Annotated in this window: 25 protein-coding genes and 3 pseudogenes; 14 read left to right on the top strand and 14 right to left on the bottom strand. The window is 43.0% G+C overall.

Going from position 1 to position 22,995, the window contains the following annotated elements; all coding sequences use genetic code 11:
* Window positions 1-51: 51 nt before the first annotated feature.
* The gene (locus ACYCSE_RS11760; RefSeq protein ID WP_257785344.1) at window positions 52-174 is read right to left on the bottom strand and encodes a hypothetical protein; all 123 of its coding nucleotides are present in this window, start codon (window positions 172-174) and stop codon (window positions 52-54) included.
* Window positions 175-511: 337 nt separating this feature from the next.
* Window positions 512-841 carry a hypothetical protein gene (locus tag ACYCSE_RS11755; protein WP_023986776.1) on the bottom strand — a complete coding sequence of 110 codons (330 nt, stop codon included), beginning with the start codon at window positions 839-841 and terminating at the stop codon, window positions 512-514.
* A gap of 141 nt (window positions 842-982) precedes the next feature.
* Between ACYCSE_RS11755 and ACYCSE_RS11750 the strand changes: the two genes are divergently transcribed.
* Window positions 983-1,351, top strand: coding sequence for a VOC family protein (locus tag ACYCSE_RS11750; protein ID WP_459702313.1), 369 nt, complete (start codon window positions 983-985; stop codon window positions 1,349-1,351).
* Here ACYCSE_RS11750 and ACYCSE_RS11745 read toward each other — a convergent pair.
* The 3 genes from ACYCSE_RS11745 to ACYCSE_RS11735 form a co-directional block, all read right to left on the bottom strand.
* Window positions 1,336-3,000 (bottom strand): CoA-disulfide reductase, encoded by a 1,665-nt coding sequence (locus ACYCSE_RS11745; protein ID WP_459702312.1) that lies wholly within the window; start codon window positions 2,998-3,000, stop codon window positions 1,336-1,338. The two genes, ACYCSE_RS11750 and ACYCSE_RS11745, sit on opposite strands and share 16 nt — an antisense overlap.
* 191 nt (window positions 3,001-3,191) lie before the next feature.
* The gene (locus tag ACYCSE_RS11740) at window positions 3,192-4,484 is read right to left on the bottom strand and encodes a homocysteine synthase (protein WP_023986774.1); all 1,293 of its coding nucleotides are present in this window, start codon (window positions 4,482-4,484) and stop codon (window positions 3,192-3,194) included.
* 152 nt (window positions 4,485-4,636) lie between these two features.
* On the bottom strand, window positions 4,637-5,257 hold the full coding sequence (locus ACYCSE_RS11735; protein ID WP_459702504.1) for a flavin reductase family protein: 621 nt from the start codon (window positions 5,255-5,257) through the stop codon (window positions 4,637-4,639).
* Window positions 5,258-5,373: 116 nt separating this feature from the next.
* On the opposite strand from ACYCSE_RS11735, the gene ACYCSE_RS11730 reads away from it, so the two are divergent.
* Window positions 5,374-6,063: an ArsR/SmtB family transcription factor gene (locus ACYCSE_RS11730; RefSeq protein WP_459702311.1), complete on the top strand. Its 690-nt coding sequence runs from the start codon at window positions 5,374-5,376 to the stop codon at window positions 6,061-6,063.
* 147 nt (window positions 6,064-6,210) lie between these two features.
* Here the strand turns inward: ACYCSE_RS11730 and ACYCSE_RS11725 are convergent, their stop codons facing one another.
* Window positions 6,211-6,804 carry a dienelactone hydrolase family protein gene (locus ACYCSE_RS11725; RefSeq protein ID WP_459702309.1) on the bottom strand — a complete coding sequence of 198 codons (594 nt, stop codon included), beginning with the start codon at window positions 6,802-6,804 and terminating at the stop codon, window positions 6,211-6,213.
* Window positions 6,788-7,642: an aminoglycoside 6-adenylyltransferase gene (locus ACYCSE_RS11720; protein WP_459702308.1), complete on the bottom strand. Its 855-nt coding sequence runs from the start codon at window positions 7,640-7,642 to the stop codon at window positions 6,788-6,790. The genes ACYCSE_RS11725 and ACYCSE_RS11720 overlap by 17 nt, the downstream gene beginning before the upstream one ends.
* A gap of 175 nt (window positions 7,643-7,817) precedes the next feature.
* Between ACYCSE_RS11720 and ACYCSE_RS11715 the strand changes: the two genes are divergently transcribed.
* From ACYCSE_RS11715 to ACYCSE_RS11705, 3 genes and pseudogenes are all read left to right on the top strand, one after another.
* Window positions 7,818-8,360: a GNAT family N-acetyltransferase gene (locus tag ACYCSE_RS11715; RefSeq protein ID WP_459702307.1), complete on the top strand. Its 543-nt coding sequence runs from the start codon at window positions 7,818-7,820 to the stop codon at window positions 8,358-8,360.
* Window positions 8,361-8,377: 17 nt separating this feature from the next.
* Complete coding sequence (locus ACYCSE_RS11710; protein ID WP_452566089.1) at window positions 8,378-8,743, top strand: cupin domain-containing protein; 366 nt, start codon at window positions 8,378-8,380, stop codon at window positions 8,741-8,743.
* Between the two features lie 11 nt (window positions 8,744-8,754).
* Window positions 8,755-8,913, top strand: a pseudogene (locus tag ACYCSE_RS11705) (alpha/beta hydrolase family protein); the annotation flags it as partial.
* A gap of 133 nt (window positions 8,914-9,046) precedes the next feature.
* Here ACYCSE_RS11705 and ACYCSE_RS11700 read toward each other — a convergent pair.
* The 3 genes from ACYCSE_RS11700 to ACYCSE_RS11690 all read right to left on the bottom strand — a co-directional run bounded on the left by ACYCSE_RS11700 (window position 9,047) and on the right by ACYCSE_RS11690 (window position 10,742).
* The gene (locus ACYCSE_RS11700) at window positions 9,047-9,862 is read right to left on the bottom strand and encodes a DUF2935 domain-containing protein (RefSeq protein WP_061830019.1); all 816 of its coding nucleotides are present in this window, start codon (window positions 9,860-9,862) and stop codon (window positions 9,047-9,049) included.
* Window positions 9,863-10,057: 195 nt separating this feature from the next.
* Entirely contained in the window at window positions 10,058-10,258 is a 201-nt protein-coding gene (locus tag ACYCSE_RS11695; protein WP_268819913.1) for a hypothetical protein, read from the bottom strand.
* 109 nt (window positions 10,259-10,367) lie between these two features.
* Window positions 10,368-10,742 carry a hypothetical protein gene (locus ACYCSE_RS11690; RefSeq protein WP_061830020.1) on the bottom strand — a complete coding sequence of 125 codons (375 nt, stop codon included), beginning with the start codon at window positions 10,740-10,742 and terminating at the stop codon, window positions 10,368-10,370.
* Window positions 10,743-11,261: 519 nt separating this feature from the next.
* Between ACYCSE_RS11690 and ACYCSE_RS11685 the strand changes: the two genes are divergently transcribed.
* The 3 genes and pseudogenes from ACYCSE_RS11685 (at window position 11,262) to ACYCSE_RS11675 (ending at window position 13,304) form a co-directional block, all read left to right on the top strand.
* The gene (locus tag ACYCSE_RS11685; protein WP_459702306.1) at window positions 11,262-11,507 is read left to right on the top strand and encodes a helix-turn-helix domain-containing protein; all 246 of its coding nucleotides are present in this window, start codon (window positions 11,262-11,264) and stop codon (window positions 11,505-11,507) included.
* 569 nt (window positions 11,508-12,076) lie between these two features.
* Window positions 12,077-12,382 (top strand): annotated as a pseudogene (locus ACYCSE_RS11680) (SPRY domain-containing protein); the annotation flags it as partial.
* Between the two features lie 277 nt (window positions 12,383-12,659).
* Window positions 12,660-13,304: a hypothetical protein gene (locus ACYCSE_RS11675; protein ID WP_459702305.1), complete on the top strand. Its 645-nt coding sequence runs from the start codon at window positions 12,660-12,662 to the stop codon at window positions 13,302-13,304.
* 228 nt (window positions 13,305-13,532) lie between these two features.
* On the opposite strand, the gene ACYCSE_RS11670 is transcribed toward ACYCSE_RS11675, so the two are convergent.
* Window positions 13,533-13,781: a WGxxGxxG family protein gene (locus tag ACYCSE_RS11670; protein WP_322172646.1), complete on the bottom strand. Its 249-nt coding sequence runs from the start codon at window positions 13,779-13,781 to the stop codon at window positions 13,533-13,535.
* Between the two features lie 155 nt (window positions 13,782-13,936).
* Between ACYCSE_RS11670 and ACYCSE_RS11665 the strand changes: the two genes are divergently transcribed.
* Together ACYCSE_RS11665 and ACYCSE_RS11660 are read left to right on the top strand one after the other, a co-directional pair.
* Window positions 13,937-14,455 (top strand): DUF3231 family protein, encoded by a 519-nt coding sequence (locus ACYCSE_RS11665; RefSeq protein ID WP_069290956.1) that lies wholly within the window; start codon window positions 13,937-13,939, stop codon window positions 14,453-14,455.
* 504 nt (window positions 14,456-14,959) lie between these two features.
* The gene (locus ACYCSE_RS11660; RefSeq protein ID WP_459702304.1) at window positions 14,960-15,952 is read left to right on the top strand and encodes a YiiG family protein; all 993 of its coding nucleotides are present in this window, start codon (window positions 14,960-14,962) and stop codon (window positions 15,950-15,952) included.
* Window positions 15,953-16,041: 89 nt separating this feature from the next.
* Here ACYCSE_RS11660 and ACYCSE_RS11655 read toward each other — a convergent pair whose 3' ends face one another.
* Together ACYCSE_RS11655 and ACYCSE_RS11650 are read right to left on the bottom strand one after the other, a co-directional pair.
* On the bottom strand, window positions 16,042-16,164 hold the full coding sequence (locus tag ACYCSE_RS11655) for a hypothetical protein (protein ID WP_459702303.1): 123 nt from the start codon (window positions 16,162-16,164) through the stop codon (window positions 16,042-16,044).
* Window positions 16,165-16,420: 256 nt separating this feature from the next.
* Entirely contained in the window at window positions 16,421-17,272 is an 852-nt protein-coding gene (locus ACYCSE_RS11650; RefSeq protein WP_459702302.1) for an aldo/keto reductase, read from the bottom strand.
* A 173-nt stretch (window positions 17,273-17,445) separates the two neighbouring features.
* Between ACYCSE_RS11650 and ACYCSE_RS11645 the strand changes: the two genes are divergently transcribed.
* From ACYCSE_RS11645 to ACYCSE_RS11630, 4 genes are all read left to right on the top strand, one after another.
* Complete coding sequence (locus tag ACYCSE_RS11645) at window positions 17,446-17,940, top strand: MerR family transcriptional regulator (RefSeq protein ID WP_254328946.1); 495 nt, start codon at window positions 17,446-17,448, stop codon at window positions 17,938-17,940.
* Window positions 17,941-18,383: 443 nt separating this feature from the next.
* Window positions 18,384-20,000, top strand: coding sequence for a spore germination protein (locus ACYCSE_RS11640; protein ID WP_459702301.1), 1,617 nt, complete (start codon window positions 18,384-18,386; stop codon window positions 19,998-20,000).
* A 12-nt stretch (window positions 20,001-20,012) separates the two neighbouring features.
* Complete coding sequence (locus tag ACYCSE_RS11635) at window positions 20,013-21,239, top strand: Ger(x)C family spore germination protein (protein ID WP_459702300.1); 1,227 nt, start codon at window positions 20,013-20,015, stop codon at window positions 21,237-21,239.
* A gap of 28 nt (window positions 21,240-21,267) precedes the next feature.
* On the top strand, window positions 21,268-22,365 hold the full coding sequence (locus ACYCSE_RS11630) for a GerAB/ArcD/ProY family transporter (RefSeq protein WP_459702299.1): 1,098 nt from the start codon (window positions 21,268-21,270) through the stop codon (window positions 22,363-22,365).
* A 407-nt stretch (window positions 22,366-22,772) separates the two neighbouring features.
* On the opposite strand, the pseudogene ACYCSE_RS11625 reads toward ACYCSE_RS11630, so the two are convergent.
* Window positions 22,773-22,943: pseudogene (locus ACYCSE_RS11625) on the bottom strand (transcriptional regulator); the annotation flags it as partial.
* Window positions 22,944-22,995: the final 52 nt, after the last annotated feature.

Here is a 22,995-nt window from a genome sequence, read left to right as displayed (position 1 = left end):
ATGCACCCTCCTACTGGAAGATGCATTCGGGCTTGTATGCCCATGTTGAATTTAGTTTTTTTCCTTCTCCTGACGACCAATAGAGCGCAACCACCAAGCGATTCCACCCACACTTCCAAGTGCCAGAACCGTTAAGAAAATAATATAGAACAAATGAAATGCACGATCACTCATGGCAATCGCCTCCTTACTTTATGTATACACTTTCCAGCTAAGCCTGTAAACCTCTTTTTAGTCCCACATTCTAATTTTCCCCAAGCACTCGACAATAGATACTTGCTTGAGATCCATCGGTACATACTAACTCAAAGTGGTTAATACCAAATATGAGACAGACCAAGGAGGTTATTGAATATGAAATTCCTATTGATCGTGATCATCGTCGTGCTAATCGTTGTATTGCTTATGAGAAGACGTAGATAAGCAGAGACATCCTCCATCGTAAAAAAATACAAAAAAAGGCTTTCGGTACATCACCGAAAGCCTTTATCCATCTGAGGTTAAGGCTAAATTACGCCTTGTTCTTCTTGTTATATTTAATAAAAGCAATTACAAGCGCTACAGCAAACAATATTCCGCTGACCACCCATGTTGTCAGAAATGCCATACCCAAACCGACATTAGACCCCATCGTCGGGTGATTCATGGCAGTAAACACTGATCCCTGCATCATAAATATGGTACAGAACAAAACAACGGGCGCTAAAATAATCGTGCTTGCTGTCTTCCGAGTACCAGATACTGCGATCACGCACAGAGCGGAAATCACCAAGATCACCCAATATATAACTGCTTCCCAAATCACTGAAGTGCCCACCTGTTCAACCTCTTTTCTATCCATTCGTATATACCTCTTCTATTGTAACAGACGTCACACAGTGAACCAAGCCATAATTTGATCAGAAAAGGGGTAAACCCTGCGGATAACGTAAATAATGTACAGTAGCGATCCTACACCAAAGACATGAAAGGAAATGATCCCATGAGAAGTGCAAGTCCTTTTGTCATTGTAACCGATGTGCAGCAGTCCATTGATTATTACCAATCGGTGTTAGGCGGGAAAATCAAAGTGCTAAACAAGCAGGACGGCAGACTCTTGCACGCTGAACTTCACCTGGGTAGCAGTCATATCCATTTTTCAGATTCCTACGGTAAACCGCTGAAAGCGCAGCATGTCCAAATCATTCTTGACTGTGAAAGTGAGGACGAGCTTAGGCAAGCTTACCACGCACTAGCAGAGAAAGGTACCGTTACCGTGGAGCTACAAGATACTTTCTTTGGTGCGCTGCACGGCGAAGTAACGGATCACCTCAACCAGATTGGATGGGTGATGAACTATTTTAAGAGATGATCACGTTCAGCCATAACCGAATACGTCTTATAGCCACCATCAACGTTCCTCACCCGATAACCGTATTGAGTCAAAATTCTGGCCGCAATATAGCCTCGCAGACCGACTTGGCAGGATACCGCGATCTCCAGATGACTAGGGATTTCTGTCATCCGCTCTCTAATCTCGGCCAGAGGAATATGAACAGAACCCGGAATGGCTCCTGCCTGTAGCTCCACCGCATCCCTTACATCAATTATAAGACCACCATTGCGGTGAAAATCATCAACTTCATGCCACTGTATCGTTTGGACCAGCCCATCCATGATATTCGAAGCCACGTAACCCGCCATATTCACAGGGTCTTTTGCTGAAGAATAGGGAGGTGCGTAAGCAAGTTCAATATCAGCCAGCTCACGGACGTTCAAATGACCACGAATAGCCGTCGCAATCACATCAATCCTTTTGTCTGCTCCATCAGCTCCAACAGCCTGCGCCCCATAGATCATCCCGTTCTCAGGATTAAAGAGCAGCTTCATAGCAATGGGTGATGCGCCAGGGTAATAGCCGGCATGCGAACCAGGATGAATATGAACAGCCTGATAAGGAACGCCCAGCCGCTGTAATGTTTTTTCATTATTACCTGTAGAAGCTGAAGTCAATGCAAAGGTCTTAATTACGGATGTTCCAAGCGCCCCATCATAAGAAATGGCTTGACCGTTAATATGATCCGCTACCAAACGCCCCTGACGATTGGCTCCCCAAGCTAGTGATACCATCGTTGCAAACCCATGATTGCGGTCTTTGACCTGGATGGCATCCCCCACCGCATAAATGGCCGGATCGCTGGTTTGCAGTTGGGCGTTGACCTGAATGGCGCCGCGAAAACCAAGTTCCAATCCGCTTTGCTTGGCCAACTCATTTTCAGGAACAACACCGATCGCCAGAATAACCATGTCCGTCTGAAGCACACCCCCGGAGGTCAAACGAAGTTGTGTACCCTGCTCTTCCAAAGCCGTGACTCCTTCCTCTAAACGCACCTCCACCCCGTTCAGCCTCATATGCTGTTCTACCCATTTGGCCATTTCAGGGTCCAGCGGATTCAATAATTGTTGACCCATATCAATAATAGTTACTGCAAGTCCACGCTCCCGCAAATTCTCGGCCATCTCCAGCCCAATAAATCCGGCCCCGATCACCGTGACATGCTGGGGATGTCTTTCATCTACATATGCCTTAATAACGTCCGTGTCATGAATGTTTCTTAATGTAAATACATTCACAGCTTCATGTAATCCGGGAATGTCCGGTATCATCGGTTTGGCTCCTGGCGACAATACCACAATATCGTACGGCTGCTCATCTGTTTCCCCTGTAATCATATCGCGGAAGCGGACGAGCTTCTGCTCGCGGTCTATTTGTATCACTTCTTTCAGTACCCTCACATCTATATTAAAACGGTCTCTTATCCCTTGAGGCGTCTGGAGAAACAGCTTCTCCCGCGCATGGATTGTCCCGCCAATATAGTAGGGAAGGCCACAGTTCGCAAAAGAAACATGCTCTCCGCGTTCAAACAGAATAATCTCGTCTTCCTCATTCCATCTACGCAATCTCGCAGCAGCAGAAGCTCCACCTGCTACCCCGCCAATAATAACTATTTTCCTATCCATTTCTTCCCCTCCTCATATACCCTACGGGGTATAATATATACCTATGGGGGTATGATGTCAACACGCAAAAAAAGACGGAGGTTGCCCCCCGCCTGATCAAACTCTGGACGAATACTGATCTGGGTCGGAAAATCACTTGCGATGCTACACGATTGCTCTGTCACACTTAGTCTAAGAAGGGTCTACTGCTACTACTGCTGGCTGGCCGCGATCGCCTGCTCCAGATCGTACAAAATATCGTCTATCGCTTCTGTCCCGACAGATAGGCGTAACAGCTCTGGTTTGACTCCGGCAGCGACCTGTTCTTCCACATTCAACTGCTGGTGTGTTGTGCTTGCCGGGTGAATAATTAAAGACTTGGAATCACCCACATTCGCCAAATGAGAAAATAGCTTTACATTCGCAATTAGCTTGCTTCCCGCTTGGCTTCCACCTTTAATACCGAAGGTCAGAATCGCTCCCTGTCCCTTTGGCAAGTATTTCTGAGCTAATTCGTAGGACGGGTGGCTTGGCAGCCCGGTGTAGCTGACCCACTCCACATCCTTGTGGCCTTCGAGATATTGCGCTACCTTCAACGCATTTTGACTATGTCTTTCCAGCCGCAAATGAAGTGTCTCCAAGCCCTGAAGCAGCAGCCATGAATTAAACGGAGAAATCGCCGCTCCCAAGTCCCGCAGCAATTGGACCCGTGCCTTGATAATATATGCGATAGGCCCCACCGCCTCGGTGTAAACAACTCCGTGGTAGCTCGGGTCAGGCTCAGTCAGTCCTGGGAAACGACCACTCGCTTTCCAGTCAAACTTGCCGCTGTCCACGATCACCCCACCAATAGACGTGCCGTGCCCGCCAATAAACTTCGTTGCAGAATGCACAACAATGTCCGCTCCGTATTCGATAGGACGCAACAAGTAAGGACTTGGGAACGTGTTGTCTACAATCAGCGGAATACCATATTCGTGCGCAATCGCCGCTACAGCTTCCACATCCAGCACATTGCCCTGTGGGTTGCCAATCGTTTCGGCAAATAATGCTTTCGTCTTATCTGTAATGGCTTTGCGGAAGTTCTCTGGGTCATCCGAATCGACAAAATGTACTTTAATGCCCAATTTCGGCAGTGTTGTAGAAAATAGATTATATGTACCGCCATACAGACTGGAGGCCGACACAATTTCATCTCCAGCTCCCGCAATATTCAGGATGGAGAAGGAAATGGCCGCCGCTCCCGAAGCCGTTGCCAACGCGCCAGCCCCGCCTTCCAACGCGGCGATCCGTTGCTCGAATACATCCGTGGTCGGATTCATCAGACGCGTATAAATGTTGCCGAATTCTTTCAGCGAGAACAAATCAGCCGCATGCTCCGCATCCCGAAATCCATATGAAGTGGTTTGATACAACGGAACGGCGCGGGCAAAGGTAGTAGGATCAATTTGTTGTCCGGCATGGACAGCGAGAGTTTCGAATGACAGCTTGCGTTCTTCTGACATGATTATTTCCTCCCTTGTTATACGTGCTGTATGAATCGTCTCTTCTTGTATGCGTACTTATGGATGATTTTTCAATCATTCTCGCACAAAAAGAACGATTTGGGAAGATAATTCTCATTATTCAGGTAGGATATTATAATTTTGTTTAAATATCAGTTTTCAGATCGGAATGTTTTGCCCAAATGCTCACCCAGGCCAAAGTAATGGCGGAAATTATAGATGAGTGGGCTCCATTTTGTCGGATCAATATGGTTCTCGCCGAGGATGATATCCTGATGAACATGCACCTGTATGGCTTGAGTTTCGACGATCGCAAAATAAGGAGAATGGTCAGGAATTCTTACATCCTTCACCTTGGCTTCAATTTGAATAGGGCACTCCCTGATTCGGGCGGGCTTGACCCTATTCGACTCAATCGAAGTTAGTCCGCTGATCTCATACTTATCTTTATGGTGCATAAATCCATGTTCCTTCTTTTCCGCTGGAACAGGATTCTTGCCTGTATAAGGAGCCAAACGTTCTACATTTTCCCACATCGAAGGCCCCGGGACGTTGATTACACATTCAGGATGCCGCTTCATATTTTCAAATGCTTTCCCACCAATTCCAATACCTAGTACCACACAATCTCCTAATGCCCACGAGGAGGAAATGGGGCTAATATTGGTCGTTCCATCCTCATTCAGCGTGTTGAGTAAAATTACAGGGGTTCCGTAATATAAAATGCTAGGGTTAATCGTTATAACGTCTGGGCTATGATTCATCTCATTCATCTGATGTATTGGGTTCATCATCTCTTCTCCTTCTATTCAGATCTACCTCCCTATTGTAAAATATAAATATTTCAACCTTCATCGAAGTATGGATTACAAAGGGGGATAATCGTGCCATGAGTACCAAGTCAAATGTAGCCATGATTGCTTCTCTTGTTAGCGAGCCTTCCCGTGCAGCTATCCTCACCGCTTTATTAGACGGCAGGTTCCACACGGCAAGTGAATTGGCCCATATGGCAGGCATCAAACCGCAAACAGCCAGCTTCCATCTGGCAAAAATGACCGAGGCACAAGTCGTTACTGTAGAAAAACAGGGGCGGCACCGTTACTATGGCATTCAAGACCCCGAAGTTGCCCGGGTGATGGAGTCATTTTTATCTATAGCTCCGCCTGTCCCTATCCATTCATTCAAACAGGCCTCTGAAAACGAGGCCCTACGGTTGGCAAGAACTTGCTACGATCATGTTGCGGGTCAATTAGGCGTACAGCTCATGAATTTTTTCATTCAGAAGGGGATTCTTTTCGAAGATCAGGACGGGCTTCATATCACGGAACCAGGAGAGGCTTTCTTCACTGACTTTAAGATTGATCTAAAAAAAACAAGACAAAAGCGTCGCTCCTTCTCACATAAATGCCTGGATTGGAGTGAACGACGCCATCACCTTGCAGGTGCTTTAGGAAGTGCTGTTCTAGACAGATTATTCGAATTAAATTGGATCGAGCGTCTGCCCACAACCCGAGCGATACGTATTACAGCCGATGGTAAAAGAGGTTTTAAAGAGATATTTTCGATAGAAGTCGACTAGATCATCATAGTTCTAGTCCTTCTCTTATTCCGCATTGGATTTTATGATTGGAGACAAGGCCAGTTGTTTTCTCGTCATTGGACGGACATAGGCATAATTGTTCAACCGATCATTACTATCATCTAACCAAGTGAAGCTGTTCATTGATCAACTTTCCTTGAAGAACTCTACCATTTCTTTAAATGATTTCTGAGCTGAGTGTACGTTATATCGGGGAGAGTACGGGTCACTGAATCCGTGCTGTCCACTGAATTTATGTACCCGGATATTACGGTTGTCTAAAGTTGAAATGAGCTCATCCACATTAAATGATGGTTCTTCCTGTGGGAAAAAAAGCAGTATTGGACCATGTGGAGTTACTTCTAAATAATTTCTAATACGAGAGCCATAGTATCCTACGATTCCATCAACATACTTTTCTTTACTACACAGCCAGGCAATCGTTGCCCCTATGCTAAATCCGACGATAAATACCTTTTTATAACGAGCTCGAATACTTAATAATAAACTTTCGATATGATAGAAAGCGCGGTCAAATCCTACATTCTCCATAAAATTGGTGTAGGCAGTTTCCTCTTGCGAATAGTCATAAGGCGTTTCCTTGCCTAGTAAATTTGGACAAATGACGTCATAACCCTGGTCCGATAATAGGCTACAAAAATTTTGTATATGCTGGTTAATTCCATAAATCTCATGCAGCACAACAATTAGGGTGTCCGACTTTTTATCTATGCTTATCATATTGTCCCCCTAACCAGTTTTGAATATGGGAAAATAATTCATCCGGATACGCGTATTTATACTTAGCTGCCACTTCCGAGGATAATCGTTTGAACAACTCAAAGGATACGACCAGTGCTTCCCAACTATGATTGGGATCATATTCCCCAAAAGATTTTCTCAAATCAGCAACGACATCTTGATCAGCCCATCCATTTATGAATTTCCCTGCATGCCAAGTATCATATTCCGATCCATGTACAGCTTTTGCATGCCACTCTATCATTTGCAGCAATAATTGTTTACAGTCCATATCTCTTTGCTTAGCTACCCACAGATCATTGCGCAAAATTTGTTTAGCCACATAGAGAGAGGCGAAGCAATACATATTAACAACCTGTAGATAAGCACCTTCAGATATCGGAGGAGTACCCGGGATCGTAGTGGTTTGAGGGATGATTTGGTTTCCATTTCCCGTCTTATCGAGCAGCATCCTAACCCCACGCTGAAATCCTTCAGGAATACGTCCATTTTTGATTATATGATCCAGATCAGAAGTATGACGGAATAGAAAATCAACCTCAGCCCCTTGGTCAAAGAGAACGAGTTTTTCCGGATCTCCTTTTGCCGTTTGAAACATAAAGCTGGTCCAAACCTTGCCGATGTTTAGTAACCATTGATCATTTTGAAGATAGTAATCTGGATTCGTTGAAAAGACGACTACATCCAAGTCAGAAAACTCATCAAAAGGTTTGTCCTCTCTTGCCCGGGACCCAACGATATAAACCGCAATAATTTCCTCATTAGAGATTCCCCATTCGAATATACGCTCCTCAAGCACTGCGTAAGCATGATTCATACTTTCTGGCCTCCCTTTTTCAGAAAATATTATATGCAATCCAATAATTTCGCTATATATTTTTAGTTAACATTCAAAGGAATGCTGCCTGATATACACCATTCATCAAATCATTTCCCAATCTTCAGCCTGTGATATAATTCTTTCAATATTACAGTTTGGAAGGATGGTGCAGATGTCGGAGCAGCGAGTATACATCCGGTTCTCTGAGGAGACGGACGCCGCAGAGTTGGCAGCAATGTACAAGCGCAATCGGGAATTCTTTGATAAGTTTTCGCCAAACAACCAAGAGAAGTACTATACGGAGGAGTACCAGCTCCAGACGATTATTAAGAGCAAGACCGACATGATGGAGGATCGGAAATATTCCTTTGTGGTATGCCACAAGGAGGACGACCGGATTATAGGCAGCATAGGTCTATCTTTTGTGGTGAGAGGACCGCTTCAGAGCTGTATGATCGGATACAGCCTAGACCAAGCATATAACGGCAAGGGTTATACGACGGAGGCGGTGAAGCAGGTGGTTCGCTATGCTTTCGATGAGCTAAAGTTTCACCGGATCTTCGGGGAAGCCTCTCCTCGGAATCCAGGATCCATCCGTGTGCTTGAGAAGGCTGGCTTTCACAAAGAAGGCATCTCTCGAAGCAACGTAAAGATCAACGGAAAGTGGGAGGATCACCAGGTACTGGCGATTATAAATCCGTCTGAGGATATCTAGTTTAAAAGGAGGGTATTATGAAGTATCAATCAATCAAACTGCATGAAAAGTTATCTAAATTTAGTGATCATTGGTCTCCGAAAGTTATTGGTGAAATGAATGACTATCAATTTAAATTGGTGAAAATAGTTGGGGATTTTGTATGGCACGATCATCAAGATACCGACGAGCTCTTTTTTGTACTTGAAGGCGAGATGTTCATTGATTTTAGAGATGGACGGGTACAGGTTTCTCAGGGAGAAATGTTTATTGTGCCTAAGGGAGTCGAACACAAGCCTTTCGCACATGAAGAGTGCCATATCATGCTAGTAGAACCGAGAGGTGTAGTAAATACTGGGGGAGCGGAGTCAGAATTAACGGCAGTCAATGATATTTGGATTTAAATATATACCGTAAAAACGCCGGACATTTCTCCTTTCTGAGTCCTTTCCCGGAATCGATGAGTACTCCGGCCTTTCTCCCATCGCAAGACCCTCCCGGCTTTGATCGCGAACATTTCCATAGGATGCTTAATGCTGACATATTGGATTTTCTATGTACTTATACACGTTAGTTGGATGACAACAGCGGCTGTCTAAGACTTTATTTTTCAGGTCTTGGTCTGCCGCTGTTTGATTTTTGTTCAGTCTAAAGCTTTATTTTCACTGGATATTTTACAGAAACTGTACTCTTTTTACTGGGCTCTCTCAATGCATGATTTCTCTCTTGTTCACCTTAACACCTGATAAGGATTGATCAAACATATCGAGAATAAAAAGGAACCTCTCCGCTTCACGAAATACATGATCGGCCAATAAAGGATGGATAATGCTTTTTATTCGGCACTCGTCGATTAAATCACGCGCTGTTTTCTTAAAATCACGCAAAGACTTCACAGAGACACGGTTTTCATCAACAAATTGACTCAGGAGTGGAACGGTTTGTGACTGTGGCCGCATATGACTTAGGTCAATCGCTTGAAACATCAGCATATCAAAATCATTACTAAACTCCCTAGCTTGTTCAACCAGTTTACGCTCGGATGGATCAAGCAAATGGCCTATAAATTTTGCGTGATCAGCCATGATTTTTAAGAAAAATACATTTTCATCAATAATTGCATCAGGTAATGGTTCAAGCTTTCCTGAATTGAGTTCTCCTAAACGATTTCTGAAATAATTGGCTTCCCGGCTTACGTGATCTACCAGTAAGGGAAAATTGGTTTGCCCAGGAAGTTTGCATTGTAATATAAGGCCCAATACCATTCTCTTAAATGCCCAAATATTCGTCGCCGCATTCTGAACTTCCGTATTAAACTCTTTGATTGTATAAGGATCTGTCTCGGTATTAAATTCATTCGACCTTTTCTCAATATCCTCAAAAATGGCGTAGAACCGATTGGCTTCTGTTTTAAGTTGAGTATCTTCCGCTCGAAAACCTAACCCCAGAAAAAATGAATGCTCCTTCATAATCCTGGACCAAAATCGTATTTCATCTAATGAGCGTGAAACGAATGCATCCAATCATATCCCTCCTCTATGTGAGCAAAAAAGCACTTACTTAGTCATATGGGATATGCCTTGTCATTATGAATATCGAATCCTACGCCTCATACAATCTAATTCCGAAGTTGAGCTATTGTGACTCGTAACTCTGTTGCCTTATTTATGTACGTGAAATATTTCTCTATACTGGCTATTGACCGTCGGAGTTATTAGTCATTCTGGGTCCTCTCCTGATACTAGGTCTATTCGAAATTCAAGCTGGTCTCGCATAAAAATTTTACCCGCTATCTTAACTGATTCTGGCTTAACCTCCTCTACTACTCCCCCATAATCCTCAAATGTCACACGCAATTCCTCATCAACGGATACAACGTATACATGTGCCTGGACCAAAGCAGCTCCAAACAACTCCATGTCTGTCCTCATTACTTTATATGTGCGTTTCACGATGATCACCTCAAATATTCCATTCGGTGAACAGTATAACAACTCCTTCTATGACAAAAATTTCTTTATGTTCGTGTTAGCCTTTGTTCTTTACGAGATTCAACTGAATGTCATAGCGATCCTCTCCTTCCAACCACAGCAGTTCGTTAAGCAAAAAAGTCATGCCATCCATTGAGCGTAGCTGGTCAATGGTTTCCGAAACAACCTCCATGAGGTCACGCTGAATGCCTTCTGCCAATTGCAGCCCACCACTGTCTCCATCGACGAATAAGCGTGTATGCTCTGGGTGTTCTATTCTGCGTACATGACGCATCCACAAACGTCCGTCCTCAATGTGAAAGAAGTAGCGTCCACCATAAAGCACACCTTCATATATTTCATACATATATAAATGGTCAAAAGGTCCATATACCATTGCCGCCCATTCTAGTATGGTTGATTTAGTCTCCATTTTTCTGCACTCCTTCGTAGTGTTATCCGTCCAACTTGGTAAGGGCACCTGATCGTAATGATAGTGAATCGCTGCTACATAACCCATTAGGGAAGAAGGGAATTTAGTGTTTTTGCTATAGAGGGGGTAATTGAAGCAACCACAATTTAACATATTTATATCGAAAATACATTGTTATAAGCAAAATTGGGATTTAAATTGTTAACAGCTGTGTTCATCACATCAAGAATATATACTGCCTCATGTACACTCACGTAGAATTGCAGATTTACTTGCTGTACAATAGGAAAGAATCACTCTGATTAGATGCGTATTTTCGACACTACTTATCATCAACGATGACAATAACGAGATTGCTACCATCGCATAAATCAATGTTACAGTTTAACGTTATTTCGTTATTCATAATATAACCATATAACGTTATTGTCAACATCTTTTTGCGTTATCTTTTAGTTTCACTTAAAATCAACACAAGCATAACTAAGCAAGAATCAAGGGGAAGGAACGGTCGGTTATATGTCAAAAAAAGCTATAATCGTGGTCAAGCTTGGAAAGATTCTGGAGTCAAAAGGAATGACACAAGGGACTTTATCTCAGTTAACAGGGCTACGCCCAAGTACCATTAGTGAAATTGTCCGTGGCTCCCGTAGTGTTTTGAATAAAGACCATCTGGCAAAGATTATTGAGGTACTTGAAATTACAAATATCGGGGACATTATTGAAATTAATTACATATCAAATGCCAAGGAAAGTACTGAATAACCCAAAAAGGACCGCAGATGCTGAGGGTCCTTTTTACGTTGGAACAAAGCTTCTATTATTATAGAACGATATATTATCGAAAAGGACATTTTGTCGATAGTAAAATAAACTTTAAGTTGAATCCATCGTTTACTAAAACAATAGAAATAAATCCCAAACACGTGTTCTTACTTAGCAAATAGTGATACAAAAAAAATTAAATTAGATACTCCCACAACTAAACTGGATGCGAATTGCTCGTATAATATTATTGTAGGAACCTTCGTTATTGAAGATCATTAAATATAAGTTGTTGTGAACAAATATGTATTACAAGCTCGTGGAGGCAATTATTACAAAGCCGAATCTCCAAAAGATTAGACTTTTGAAGGCTGGGATGGACATCATGGATCATTCTTGATACACAAAGAAACCAAAGTAATTGGGACCAACCTGTAAAAAAAGAATTTACATTTAGTAACACAAAAGAATATATAAAGTATCGTCTAAATGTATCAATGAATAATGGGCAAAATATTCTGACTCTTGGAGCTTTTGAAATGTATAATACTAACCTAGTTGCTCCACCTACAAAGCCTGATCCTTCTACAAAGCCTGATCCGTCAGATACAGATAATGGAGCCTCCCAACCAACTGGTGACCGCGCCATTCTGACTGTAACGATGGACAATGGATTTGATAAAGAATTCGATCTGAGTAAAAAAGAACTCAATGCCTTCATCGCTTGGTATGACGCTAAAGATGCTGGTAGAGGTGCTTCTTTCTTTGCCATTGACAAGCATAATAACAACAAAGGTCCATTCAGCAATCGCAAAGACTACGTAATCTTCAACAAAATTCTCACATTTGAAGTAAGCGAATATTCAACTAAATAAACATATGAAGGGCTTCATGTCGGCTAACATGCCGATGAAGTCCTTCTTTACATTTACTGTAATCTCGAGATCACGCCCAAACTGCTATACTGGACGATACATTTTTTCTAGACTAAAGGTTTGCAAATCGTTAGTTTCAATAAAAAAAGCACGGCTTCCAAAAAGTCTGGAAGCTGTGCTTTGCTTATGTATTCAACATTAATATTCGATAATAAAGATAACAAGATAAAATGAGCAACTACCTCAACCGATGAGGACACTCACAGGAGAATTCGTCATGTTAAAAAAAGCTCTATTCATTGCTCTACTTTCTGTAGCTCTTACAGCTTGTGGAAGCAATTTTAAAGAAACAACGACAAGGTCTGGGTCTTCAAGTACATCCTTTGCTACTGAACAAACAACAAGCAATGAAAATACTGCTCAGCAAGCTTCTACAGATAATCAGGTCACAGATAAGCAATATTTATTTGCCGAATTCATGAAGGATGGAACACCCGTGTTAACAGAAGATCAAGCTTCTATGGAACAAACCTCTTATGACTTCATTGTTAAAAACAGTGACTTATTTCCTTCCACAGATAAAAGCAAAGTCATTAATCTAGTAGATAAATCCGTAACAACAAAACACTTAAATAAAAATGTGAACTTATACTTAAACAAATTTGTAAAAATAAGCGGGGATGTAATAGATATAGAAGAAGATAACATTCCTATAGGGACAACGGCGATCGTTTATATTAGTGATGAAAATGATAATACAGTAATGGCAGTTTATCCGGGAGTAAGTGGAGAAATTTTTGAAGGAGACGTTGCTACAGTTATTGGAGTTCCTATCGCTAATTTTTCATATGAAAATGTTTCAGGTGGCTATACGAATACTACATTGTTAGCAGCTTCTTTTCTCACGAAGGAAAATCAATAAATTTTAATGTGCTTGGCAGCGTCTATAGCGCTCACTTAAAATTTTCAGGAAACTGGTAGTGTCAAACCAAAAGGTTGCCGATATTTTGAACGCGAAAGAGAAACTTGCTCAAAAGTGGTGTCTTAATCTTTATTTTCCGTCTAAAGACATAGTTCGAATAAAAACAATCCCCTCCGGCCAAGTATGGTTAGCGGGGATTGTTAAGTTGTTTTTGAGTTGTATTTACGATTATCTTTTATTGTGGTTTTCAGGCTCGCGACGTTTTAAACCTGCCAATCCAACTAACCCCAACAAACCAAGCCATCCCCAATTATCATTATCATTATCGTCATCATTATTATTAGTAGTTAGCATTTGTGTTCTACCATTGTCGTTTGTGCCCATATTGTTTTGACTGTTTTCAGCAAATGCTACTGCGGCTCCAAAGCTTGAAATCATTAATGCAACAACAACCATTATCTTCATTTTTTTCAACATACCTAAACCACTCCTTTAGATTTGTGTTTGCAATCAATTTTTTAATGTATTTAGCATGCCCAGTAGAACTTATTTCGTATACACACATTAATTCTTCACTACTGGGAATCATAAATTTGTATATCATTAAAATTAAAAAAGGAGTGGTTTTTATAATGGGTATCCTAAGCGGGAATCCAAAAGACGAGCCCATGCATTACGGAGAAGTTTATAGTGTGTGGCAGTTTTCAGCGTTAGCGAAAGGCAGCGTTTCATTTTACCAAGCATGTTTAAACCACGCAGGAGACAAAGAGCTCAAAAAGGTACTGGATGATCTTATTGATCAAGCTAAACTAGAAATCCAAGAATGCGACGCAATGCTTACTGATAATGGGATTGCCCCAGCTCCTATTTTGCCTGAAAGACCCCCTGTGAAACTTGAGGATATCCCGGTTGGTGCAAGGTTTACTGATCCCGAAATTGCAGCTAAAATCGCATTAGATACCTCTGTGGGATTGACGTCTTGCAGCCAAGCTATGGGTCAATCCATTAGAGAGGACATCGGGGCTTTATTTGCGAAATATCATCTAACCAAGACTGCTTTGGGAGTCCGTATTCTAAAAATGAACAAAGAAAAGGGTTGGCTAATACCTCCCCCTCTTCAATTAAAAAGACCTGAACCAGTTAAAGCCTAAAATTCCAGCATAATTCTTCAACACACTGTTCCTTAGATCGTTCAACAAAAATCCCCGCCGACCAGTTAAGGTTTGCGGGGATTTGCTTTGCTTACGTTTAAGCACCTCCGATGGTAACGTAAGGCTGGTTAAGGGCTTGATCCGGCACAGTAACAATAAACAAAAAGCTAGCCGCGATGATCAGCAGTACCATTTTTTTCAACATTGGTCATCCACACCTTTTCGATACATAGCTGGCATATTACAGCATCCTGCTAAAAAGTTGCAGACTAATCTGAACGGCGACGTTAAGCTAACGAGCAGGACAGTTCCAATATATGCTACTCAAGTCTCAAGACCTATTCACCAAATAAATTTAAAATTGAATAGATTGTTCACAATCAACATTGATATGCGGCGAAGAGGGAATTTAATCGACCAGAAGAGGTTAGTTGTTCTCTCTCCTATTCAGACATCTTACAAAAGAAAAGCACGTTAAATTACTCAGTCGGAGGAATCACTATTTTGAGAAAGCTATCATTCTTTATTGCCATTATCATGTTAGGTGCAATGTTGTCCGCTTGTTCTGCCATTACATCCACCGTGGATCAAGCGTCTACAGGTGTTACGTCCGGCGAGAGCAAAGAAATCGAAAAATACAATGCGTATGTGAGGCTGAATAACTTGATGACAGGCAGAATCAATGAGGTTCTGGTTCATTATTTTGAGAAGTTCGGAGTTGATTCACAGCCTGTAATCGAGAAGAACTTCAGCTTCATCATGCTCGGCGTTGCTGAAACTGAGCGGGAAGTTATTGATAAAGCGAACGGCTATACCGCAAGCCAACCTGCTTTTGCGAACGCAGACCCCGTAGTGATCAAACTGACACCGGTCATCAATGATCTGTTGTCCGTCCTGGACGAGATGAAAATCTACTATGATACAAAAGGCTACGTGGATGATGATTTCGCAAAAGGAAAACAGCTGCATACCAAGCTGGTAAGTGCCAATCTCGCTTACGAGACTGTCTCCAAACAATACTTCACAGCTATGCAAAAGTTGGGTAACGAGCAACGTCTGGCTGAACTGCAAAAACTCAAGGATTCAGACCAGCAGATCAGATATAATGCCTTGAAGTTCATGATAGATGCCGAGGCTACGGCCATTGAAATGGATGAGCAGGGTATCACCGCCGACAATGTGCTGCAGCTTGATATGACGAAGTTTAAAGCCAAATACGACATTATGACCGCAGATTTGAGTGCGCTCATGACAATCTCAAAAGACAAGAATCGAGTTCAAAAAGAAGGGATTAACAGCTTCAGTATCAGGAACTATGTTGATTCAGCCACTGAGGCAAAAGCGGCTGCTTCGAAAATCATTGAACGCATCAATAAGAAGGAACCTGTATCTGATTCTGACCTGAACGGCCAGTTCCTGAACACTACGGATGGCACACCTGAGAATTTCAATTATAAGCTAAGCAAAGCAGTCGAACGATATAATGAAATAAATTAAGCGTATCTAACGATAGGGCTGCGAAAACAAATACGGAGTTCCGGTAACGCAAAAGATCTGCCAACCATAAGGTTAGCAGATCTTTTGCTTTAAACTCCTCCACCGGTAACTTGAGGGGGAATGCTATGATGGTGGTTAAAAGCTTGATCCCGCACATTAACCATAAACAAAAAGCTAGCCACAATAAGCAGCAGTACCGATTTTTCCAACATTTTTATCCACACCTTTTCAATAAGATTTAAAAGTGTTAAAAAACATTGGCGATTCAATTACAGGAGAGAACCCTAAATAATTGCTCTAATAGGAGGTTTTATTATGATTAAGCGAAAGATGACATCCTTATAAAGCAGAAAAGCGAATCCAAGGGTCAATTCAAGTAAAGAATGGACAGGGTTCACTTCAGACCGCCCTGTCCTTTCTTTATAGATGAGGATAAACGCGTGATCAGTTTACGGTTCGATTCAAGGTTTACAGATCGACTCTCCAGTTGCCCATCATCTTGGCGACTTCCGGGTCACGGTACGATAAGAAAAGACTTTCCCGCGTATCGAGGGTCGAAATTTGTTCGATATCGTCCGCGCTCAACTCAAAATCAAAAATGTCAAAGTTTTCAACGATCCGCTCTTTTCTCACCGATTTTGGGATTACAACGACTTCACGCTGAACAAGCCAGCGCAATACGACCTGAGCGACGGATTTTTTGTGTTTTTCTGCGATCGAGACCAGCACTTCGTTTCTGAACATGTTGTTAAGTCCCTCAGCGAACGGGGCCCACGACTGATGTTGAACTCTCTGCTCTTTCATAAAAGCTGCGCTCTCTGTCTGCTGGTAGAACGGGTGCGTTTCGATCTGGTTGACGGCGGGCACGATTTCGTTATGAACGATGAGGTCCATAAGGCGGTCGGGTAGGAAGTTGCTGACACCGATCGCCTTAATCTTGCCTTCGCGGTACAGGTCTTCCATCGCACGCCAAGCACCGTAGTAATCGCCGAACGGCTGGTGAATAAGGTACAGATCGAGATAGTCGAGTTGCAGCTTCTTCAAGGATTTGGCAAACGCGAGCTTGGCTCTCTCGTAGCTGGCATCCTGAACCCAGAGCTTGGTCGTGATGAACAGCTGCTCACGCGGTACGCCGCTGCGCTTGATCGCACGACCGACCGCTTCCTCATTCAGATAACCGGCGGCGGTGTCGATCAGGCGGTAACCAGCCATCAACGCTTCATATACGGCGTTCTCGCATTCTTCAACATCTGGAACTTGGTAGACACCAAAGCCGATAATCGGCATTTTCACACCATTGTTTAATGTCAGGGTTTGCATTCTATTTCCTCCCATTGTTCAAATGTAAAGCAAACGGCCGCGGAACTGGGAAATCGGGCACCTCAGTGGGATTCCGCTTACGGTCGACCTGCATTACAATAAACCTATCGCCTTCGTGTTACACGAAGTCAAGCCGTCTTCAAAAAAATTTACTTTTCCAAGGAGGATTCTACATGTATACAGTCAAAGAAGCCGCCCAAATAACGGGACTCACCGAGCACGCTGTACGCTTTTACACGGATAAAGGCCTAGTACCAAGCGTACAGCGCAATCAAAACAACATTCGGATGTTCGACGAAGAATCGATCAACTGGTTACATGGCGTCAAATGTCTCAAGCAATCCGGGATGCCGATTGGAGTCATTAAAATGTACGTCGATTTCTGTCTCGAAGGGGATTCGACCATTCCGCAACGCTACACACTCATGATGGAGCATAAGAAAGCGGCGCTCGTTAAGCTCGAAGAAGCCAAACAGCACGTTGCCCATTTGGAACAAAAAACGGCCCTATATCAGGCCATTCTGGAGCACCGTTCTCCAGACACGACCAATCCTGGCAACTGGGATAAAATTCAGCATATGCATAGTGACGTTTTTTACTCGCCTTCTGTTCGGAAGGCTAAAGATCTACGTGAAACACAACTGCTCGAAGAAAATACTCTTTTTTAAACTCCTGGTTGGCTTAGGATGAACAAGATTTACATCAGTCTAGATTGCACTAACACAGAGGCGTTAGTTCAATGAAAACAGCGACAGTCTAGGACTTTATTTTCTCCATCCTTTGCTGTCGCTGTTTCAATTTCTAGAGTCAGTCTAAACTTATTTTATGGAACCTGGACGGTATGACAATTCGAAATAGCAATGTGTTGCTTTTTTCTAAACTTATATCTTAAATTACTTCTGTTGCTCTAATACTGCGGATTTTAAAATATATTTCAGTATGAATAAGCCTGTAGACTACAATACGTCGTTAGGCAATAGGGGTCTCCACAATTGTAATCATAGTTGCAATGAATTGATATGCAAGCATCTTTTGACAAGTTCCGTACATATAAATCGTGGAATAGCAGCATATTACAATTGACCGCTAACTAGAAGGGAACTGTATTGCTGTGGTTGATAAGTTAAAAAAATGGCTGTTTAAACAGCCTTCACGATCCAAAAATGGCAGGAGCCCTAAACCAGTTAATGACGAAAAATCGAATGAGTTATCCAAGAAGCTGAGTGGCACGCTTGAAAACAATGTGACCATGCTGAAGCACGAAATAGGACATAGCACGGATTTCATTCTTCGTTGCTTGAACGATAAACAGGGTAATCCGGTTCTCGCTGTAGCTTTTCTTCAGGGCCTGATTGATCAGCAAATTTTAACGACACTGCTGGAGGAGCTCACTGCAGGTATTCGAAATGGGGATCTCTCTGATCGTAATGTTGAAAGTTGGTTGATGGATCGTATTCCTATTGGGGGCATCACTTGCCTTGAAAATGAGCAAGCACTTATCCATGCCGTTCTTTATGGACAGGTTGCTCTCCTTGTCGAAGGCAGCACCAAGGCCTTTGCTGCTTCTATCAGCGGGGGGGCTAAAAGAGCGGTTGAGGAGCCAACATCGCAGACAGTAATTCGCGGCCCTAAAGAGGGGTTTACGGAGGACATATCCACCAATATCGCACTCCTTCGGAGAAGGATCAAATCAACTGAACTCCACTTTGATTCTCGAATTATCGGATCATACACGCAGACAAAGGTATCGGTGGCATATATTCGAGGCATTGCAGATCCGGAGGTGGTTAAGGAAATCTCCAGACGGTTAGACTCCATCAACACTGACAGTATTCTCGAAAGTGGATATATCGAGGAATTTATTCAAGATGGGGTATGGACACCATTTCCAACCATTCATAACACCGAGCGCCCGGATTCTGTAGCAGGTAGCTTGCTTGAAGGGCTGGTAGCGATATTGGTTGATGGGACCCCATTTGCGCTGATTGCTCCCGTAACCCTTTTTCGGTTTATCGCATCCAGTGAGGATTACTACCAGCGTTATGATCTAGCATCTTTTCTTCGGATCGTTCGGATGGCATCCTTTTTCTTGGCATTGCTATTACCCTCATTCTTTATTGCAACAACTACGTTTCACCAGGAAATGCTGCCTACAACACTGCTTATCACTCTGGCTGCACAGAGAGAGAATACGCCATTGCCCGCCCTGCTTGAAGCAATGCTAATGGAGCTGACCTTCGAGGTTATCCGCGAAGCAGGAGTACGAATGCCGCGCGCTGTAGGGCCTGCAATCTCTATCGTTGGGGCTTTGGTTCTTGGACAAGCTGCCGTTCAGGCGGGGTTGGTTTCCGCAGCTATGGTGATTGTGGTATCATTCACGGCTATATGCAACTTTGTGTTACCTTCGATCAATATGGCGGGGGCTGTTCGTTTGCTCAGGTTTGTACTCATGCTGGTGGCGGGTTTATTTGGGTTATACGGCGTTTTGTCGGCCTTGGTTCCCATCCTCGTTCGATTAGTATCTATGAATTCGTTCGGTGTTCCTTATATGATACCGATCGCACCTTTCTATAAGAGCAATATGAAAGACCTGTTTGTGCGTGCACCTTGGTGGATGATGAAGAAACGGCCGGTAATGATTGGGGAATCCAATCCAGTAAGGCAGGCAACGGAACAGGAATCATTTGCAGAACAGGCAGGGGAACATGGCCGAGATCCCATGGCGTAAGGAGGAACCGGTATGTCCCAATTAGGAAGGTTTTTTATGGTCTTGGTCGTGTTATTCAGTTTGACGGGTTGCTGGAATCGAGTCGAACTGAATGAGCTGTGGGTAACTGCGGCTACAGGAGTAGATATGATGGACGACGGACAGTGGATGATGTCCTATCAGATTATTGTTCCCTCCGCCATTGCAAGTGGAACCGGAGGAGGATCGGGAAGCTCTTCCCAACCCGCATCCCATGTATTCTCTATAAAGTCCAAAACCTATAACCAGGCATTATCGTACAGCAATTTGGAAACATCAAGACGAATCTACATAGCACATAATCGTGTTATATATATCGGTAAGAGAGCGGCTGAGAAGGGAATGGATCGTTTAATCGATTTTTATCTTCGTAATACGGAAGCGAGAGAAATGGTATCTATAATTATAACGGATGGACTAGCATCCGATCTAATAAAGAAATTATTGCCTCCTGAAAAACTTCAAGGCGCCGCCATGGCTGAATTGGTTGACAAAGAGAGCGATAGTTTATCGTTGTTTCCGAAAGTTAGGGTTTATGATTTCGTATTGAGCATGAACTCGGATTCCAAATCCATTGGGGTACCAGTCGCCGAATTAATCGGAGAGAGAGACCATGAGAACGAGAAGGAAGCAGAGAGTCTGGATGTTTTTAAAAAAACCTCGACCCCGCTCAAGCTGGCATTGACTAAATTAGGGGTGTTTCAAAACGGAAAGCTTAAAGGATTTCTCGACAAGGAAGAGAGTCTGGGAGTATCTTATCTGTCCCAAAAGGTTAACAACTCCGAAATTTCGTTCCCATGCAGCGAACAACTCGGTAGGGAAATGTACTCTTCTCTAACAGTAAATTCTGCAGATGTAAAACTTATACCCAGAAAAACGAGTTCTCATTACACCATGCAGGTTAGAGTTGAAATTAACGGAACTTTAAATGAAAGCACATGCACTAAGGATATTTCCAAGACGAAAACCATACATGATATGGAAAAAGAGATTGGAAAAGAAGTGACCAGAACGATAAATGAGGGCTGGGATAAACTCCAGGAACTGGGTGTGGACGCAACTGGTTTTGCTGACCGGATTCACCGAAGGTTCCCAAGGGAGTGGGAGACTGTGAAAGAAGACTGGGAGCAGGAGTTCAAAAAGATAGAACTGGACATTCGAGTAGATGCACGGATTCAGCGTCCTGGACTCCTGCAGAAGCATATCGGAAGTCAAACCTAACCCATTTGTATAAAGGAGCCTAAACAGTATGAATAAAACCGTCACCAGGGTATCCGGGTTAGCTATCGCTTTTTCCTTGTTTCAGGTTGGCAGTACAACATTATTCCTATTGGGAGCTAAAGCCAAGCAGGATGCATGGCTAGCCATGCTGATCGGTGCACTTGCGGGCTTCGTCCTTCTAATCATGTATTTATACATGCATAAACTTGATCCACATCGAGATTTGTACGAGCTCCTGTGCCATTATTGGGGAAAATGGATAGGTAGTCTGGGGGGACTTCTGTTCATCGGTTACTTTGCTTATGAAGCTTCCAGGAGTGTCAGGGACATTGGTGAACTCGGCGCATTGACATTGCTGAACAGAACCCCTACCGAAGTTATTACGTTTATAGCGTTAATTGTCTGTGCCGATGTGGTGTGGTTTGGACCGAGAGTCTGGTTCCTCCTATGTCATATATTTCTGCTTCTATTGGCGTTTGGTTACGGCATTCTACTAGTGCTTACTCCTTTTACAGGACTCATTCACTTTGAATTTTTGTTTCCTGTATTGGAGAACGGTTTAACTCCCGTAGTGAAGGCTGCCATTCCCGAGATCATATCTTTTCCCTTCGGTCAGACGATTCTTTTTCTCGTGCTATTCAAGATCGTCTTGGATAAACGCAAATTACAGCGGTCGATCATCATTGTTTACTGGATCACTGCTGTGTTCCTTATTATAATGAATGAACTAACAATCCTGGTTCTAGGTCCGGAATGGGCAGCATCAACCACCTATCCCTTATTTGAGGTTACTCAACTAATTCATCTACCGAAGATCGTTGAGAGAGCTGATGTCCTGTTTTCGATGATTCTATTTATTGGAATCGGAGTCAAAACGGCTGGTTTTATGTTTGGTGCCGTCATAGGGCTTCAAACGATAACCCCCTTTAGATATAAGCCTGCTTTACTATTGCTAAGCATCATCATATACGGCCTTACGTTTCTCTCCCCAAGGTTAACCGAATTTTTGTGGTTCGGTCTTCATGTAGCCCTGGTTCAAGTCTGGCCTATCTTTCAGATTGCTCTACCTGTCCTCCTTTTCCTGACCATGCTAATCCGGAAGAAGAAGAGAAGGGCTTATAGTTAGCAGCTACTGTAGTCATGAGCATGTTGATTTTACGCACCGGTTGAAACTTCTTCTACGGAAGGTCGTGTGGCGAAAAACCTGCTAAAACAGGATTTCAAGGCGCACAAACCTAATCAAAAATGGGTCACAGATATCACGCAATATCGTGTAGGGGGTTGCTGGGTATATCTATCTGCGATTAAAGATAATTCAACAATGAAATTGTAGCCCACCAACTCAGCGAACATAACGACAACGAATTGATTGTATAGACGTTCGCCAAAGCCTTTGCCAAGCAAAAAGACGTGACCGGACTGGTCGTTCACAGCGACTAGGGCTTCCAGTACACGTCTCACACTTACCACGACATGCTGCCAAAGGTTGGCACACAAATCAGCATGTCTTGTTATTTTACAACTATTTATCTGAGCCTCAGTAATGCGATCTATCTGGTTAACAGACATAGACTTATTCCCTGTCACAATAGCACTTACTATTCCCCTATTCATGCCTGCTATATGCCCGAATTGCGTTAGACTCGTGCCCTCTTGTTTTAAGTATCTGTCTAATTCTGCTCGTATCGTAGGTGTATACTTCATGCCATAGCCACCCTTCGCATAGAATTCCATATTTTCTAAAAACAAAGAAGAT

Source organism: Paenibacillus sp. SEL1, from assembly GCF_054602535.1.
This window is presented reverse-complemented; position numbering and strand designations above follow the sequence as displayed.

Excerpts from the sequence above, each read along its gene's own strand:
- ACYCSE_RS11755 (WP_023986776.1), bottom strand. The coding sequence starts at position 841 with ATGGATAGAAAAGAGGTTGAACAGGTGGGCACTTCAGTGATTTGGGAA.
- ACYCSE_RS11760 (WP_257785344.1), bottom strand. The coding sequence starts at position 174 with ATGAGTGATCGTGCATTTCATTTGTTCTATATTATTTTCTTAACGGTT.
- ACYCSE_RS11670 (WP_322172646.1), bottom strand. The coding sequence starts at position 13,781 with ATGTTGAAAAAAATGAAGATAATGGTTGTTGTTGCATTAATGATTTCA.
- ACYCSE_RS11725 (WP_459702309.1), bottom strand. The coding sequence starts at position 6,804 with ATGATAAGCATAGATAAAAAGTCGGACACCCTAATTGTTGTGCTGCAT.
- ACYCSE_RS11650 (WP_459702302.1), bottom strand. The coding sequence starts at position 17,272 with ATGCAAACCCTGACATTAAACAATGGTGTGAAAATGCCGATTATCGGC.
- ACYCSE_RS11655 (WP_459702303.1), bottom strand. The coding sequence starts at position 16,164 with ATGTTGGAAAAATCGGTACTGCTGCTTATTGTGGCTAGCTTTTTGTTT.
- ACYCSE_RS11665 (WP_069290956.1), top strand. The coding sequence starts at position 13,937 with ATGGGTATCCTAAGCGGGAATCCAAAAGACGAGCCCATGCATTACGGA.
- ACYCSE_RS11635 (WP_459702300.1), top strand. The coding sequence starts at position 20,013 with ATGTCCCAATTAGGAAGGTTTTTTATGGTCTTGGTCGTGTTATTCAGT.
- ACYCSE_RS11720 (WP_459702308.1), bottom strand. The coding sequence starts at position 7,642 with ATGAATCATGCTTACGCAGTGCTTGAGGAGCGTATATTCGAATGGGGA.
- ACYCSE_RS11730 (WP_459702311.1), top strand. The coding sequence starts at position 5,374 with ATGAGTACCAAGTCAAATGTAGCCATGATTGCTTCTCTTGTTAGCGAG.
- ACYCSE_RS11695 (WP_268819913.1), bottom strand. The coding sequence starts at position 10,258 with ATGGAGTTGTTTGGAGCTGCTTTGGTCCAGGCACATGTATACGTTGTA.
- ACYCSE_RS11745 (WP_459702312.1), bottom strand. The coding sequence starts at position 3,000 with ATGGATAGGAAAATAGTTATTATTGGCGGGGTAGCAGGTGGAGCTTCT.
- ACYCSE_RS11630 (WP_459702299.1), top strand. The coding sequence starts at position 21,268 with ATGAATAAAACCGTCACCAGGGTATCCGGGTTAGCTATCGCTTTTTCC.
- ACYCSE_RS11740 (WP_023986774.1), bottom strand. The coding sequence starts at position 4,484 with ATGTCAGAAGAACGCAAGCTGTCATTCGAAACTCTCGCTGTCCATGCC.
- ACYCSE_RS11710 (WP_452566089.1), top strand. The coding sequence starts at position 8,378 with ATGAAGTATCAATCAATCAAACTGCATGAAAAGTTATCTAAATTTAGT.
- ACYCSE_RS11750 (WP_459702313.1), top strand. The coding sequence starts at position 983 with ATGAGAAGTGCAAGTCCTTTTGTCATTGTAACCGATGTGCAGCAGTCC.
- ACYCSE_RS11715 (WP_459702307.1), top strand. The coding sequence starts at position 7,818 with ATGTCGGAGCAGCGAGTATACATCCGGTTCTCTGAGGAGACGGACGCC.
- ACYCSE_RS11675 (WP_459702305.1), top strand. The coding sequence starts at position 12,660 with ATGTTAAAAAAAGCTCTATTCATTGCTCTACTTTCTGTAGCTCTTACA.
- ACYCSE_RS11685 (WP_459702306.1), top strand. The coding sequence starts at position 11,262 with ATGTCAAAAAAAGCTATAATCGTGGTCAAGCTTGGAAAGATTCTGGAG.
- ACYCSE_RS11690 (WP_061830020.1), bottom strand. The coding sequence starts at position 10,742 with ATGGAGACTAAATCAACCATACTAGAATGGGCGGCAATGGTATATGGA.
- ACYCSE_RS11735 (WP_459702504.1), bottom strand. The coding sequence starts at position 5,257 with ATGAATGAGATGAATCATAGCCCAGACGTTATAACGATTAACCCTAGC.
- ACYCSE_RS11645 (WP_254328946.1), top strand. The coding sequence starts at position 17,446 with ATGTATACAGTCAAAGAAGCCGCCCAAATAACGGGACTCACCGAGCAC.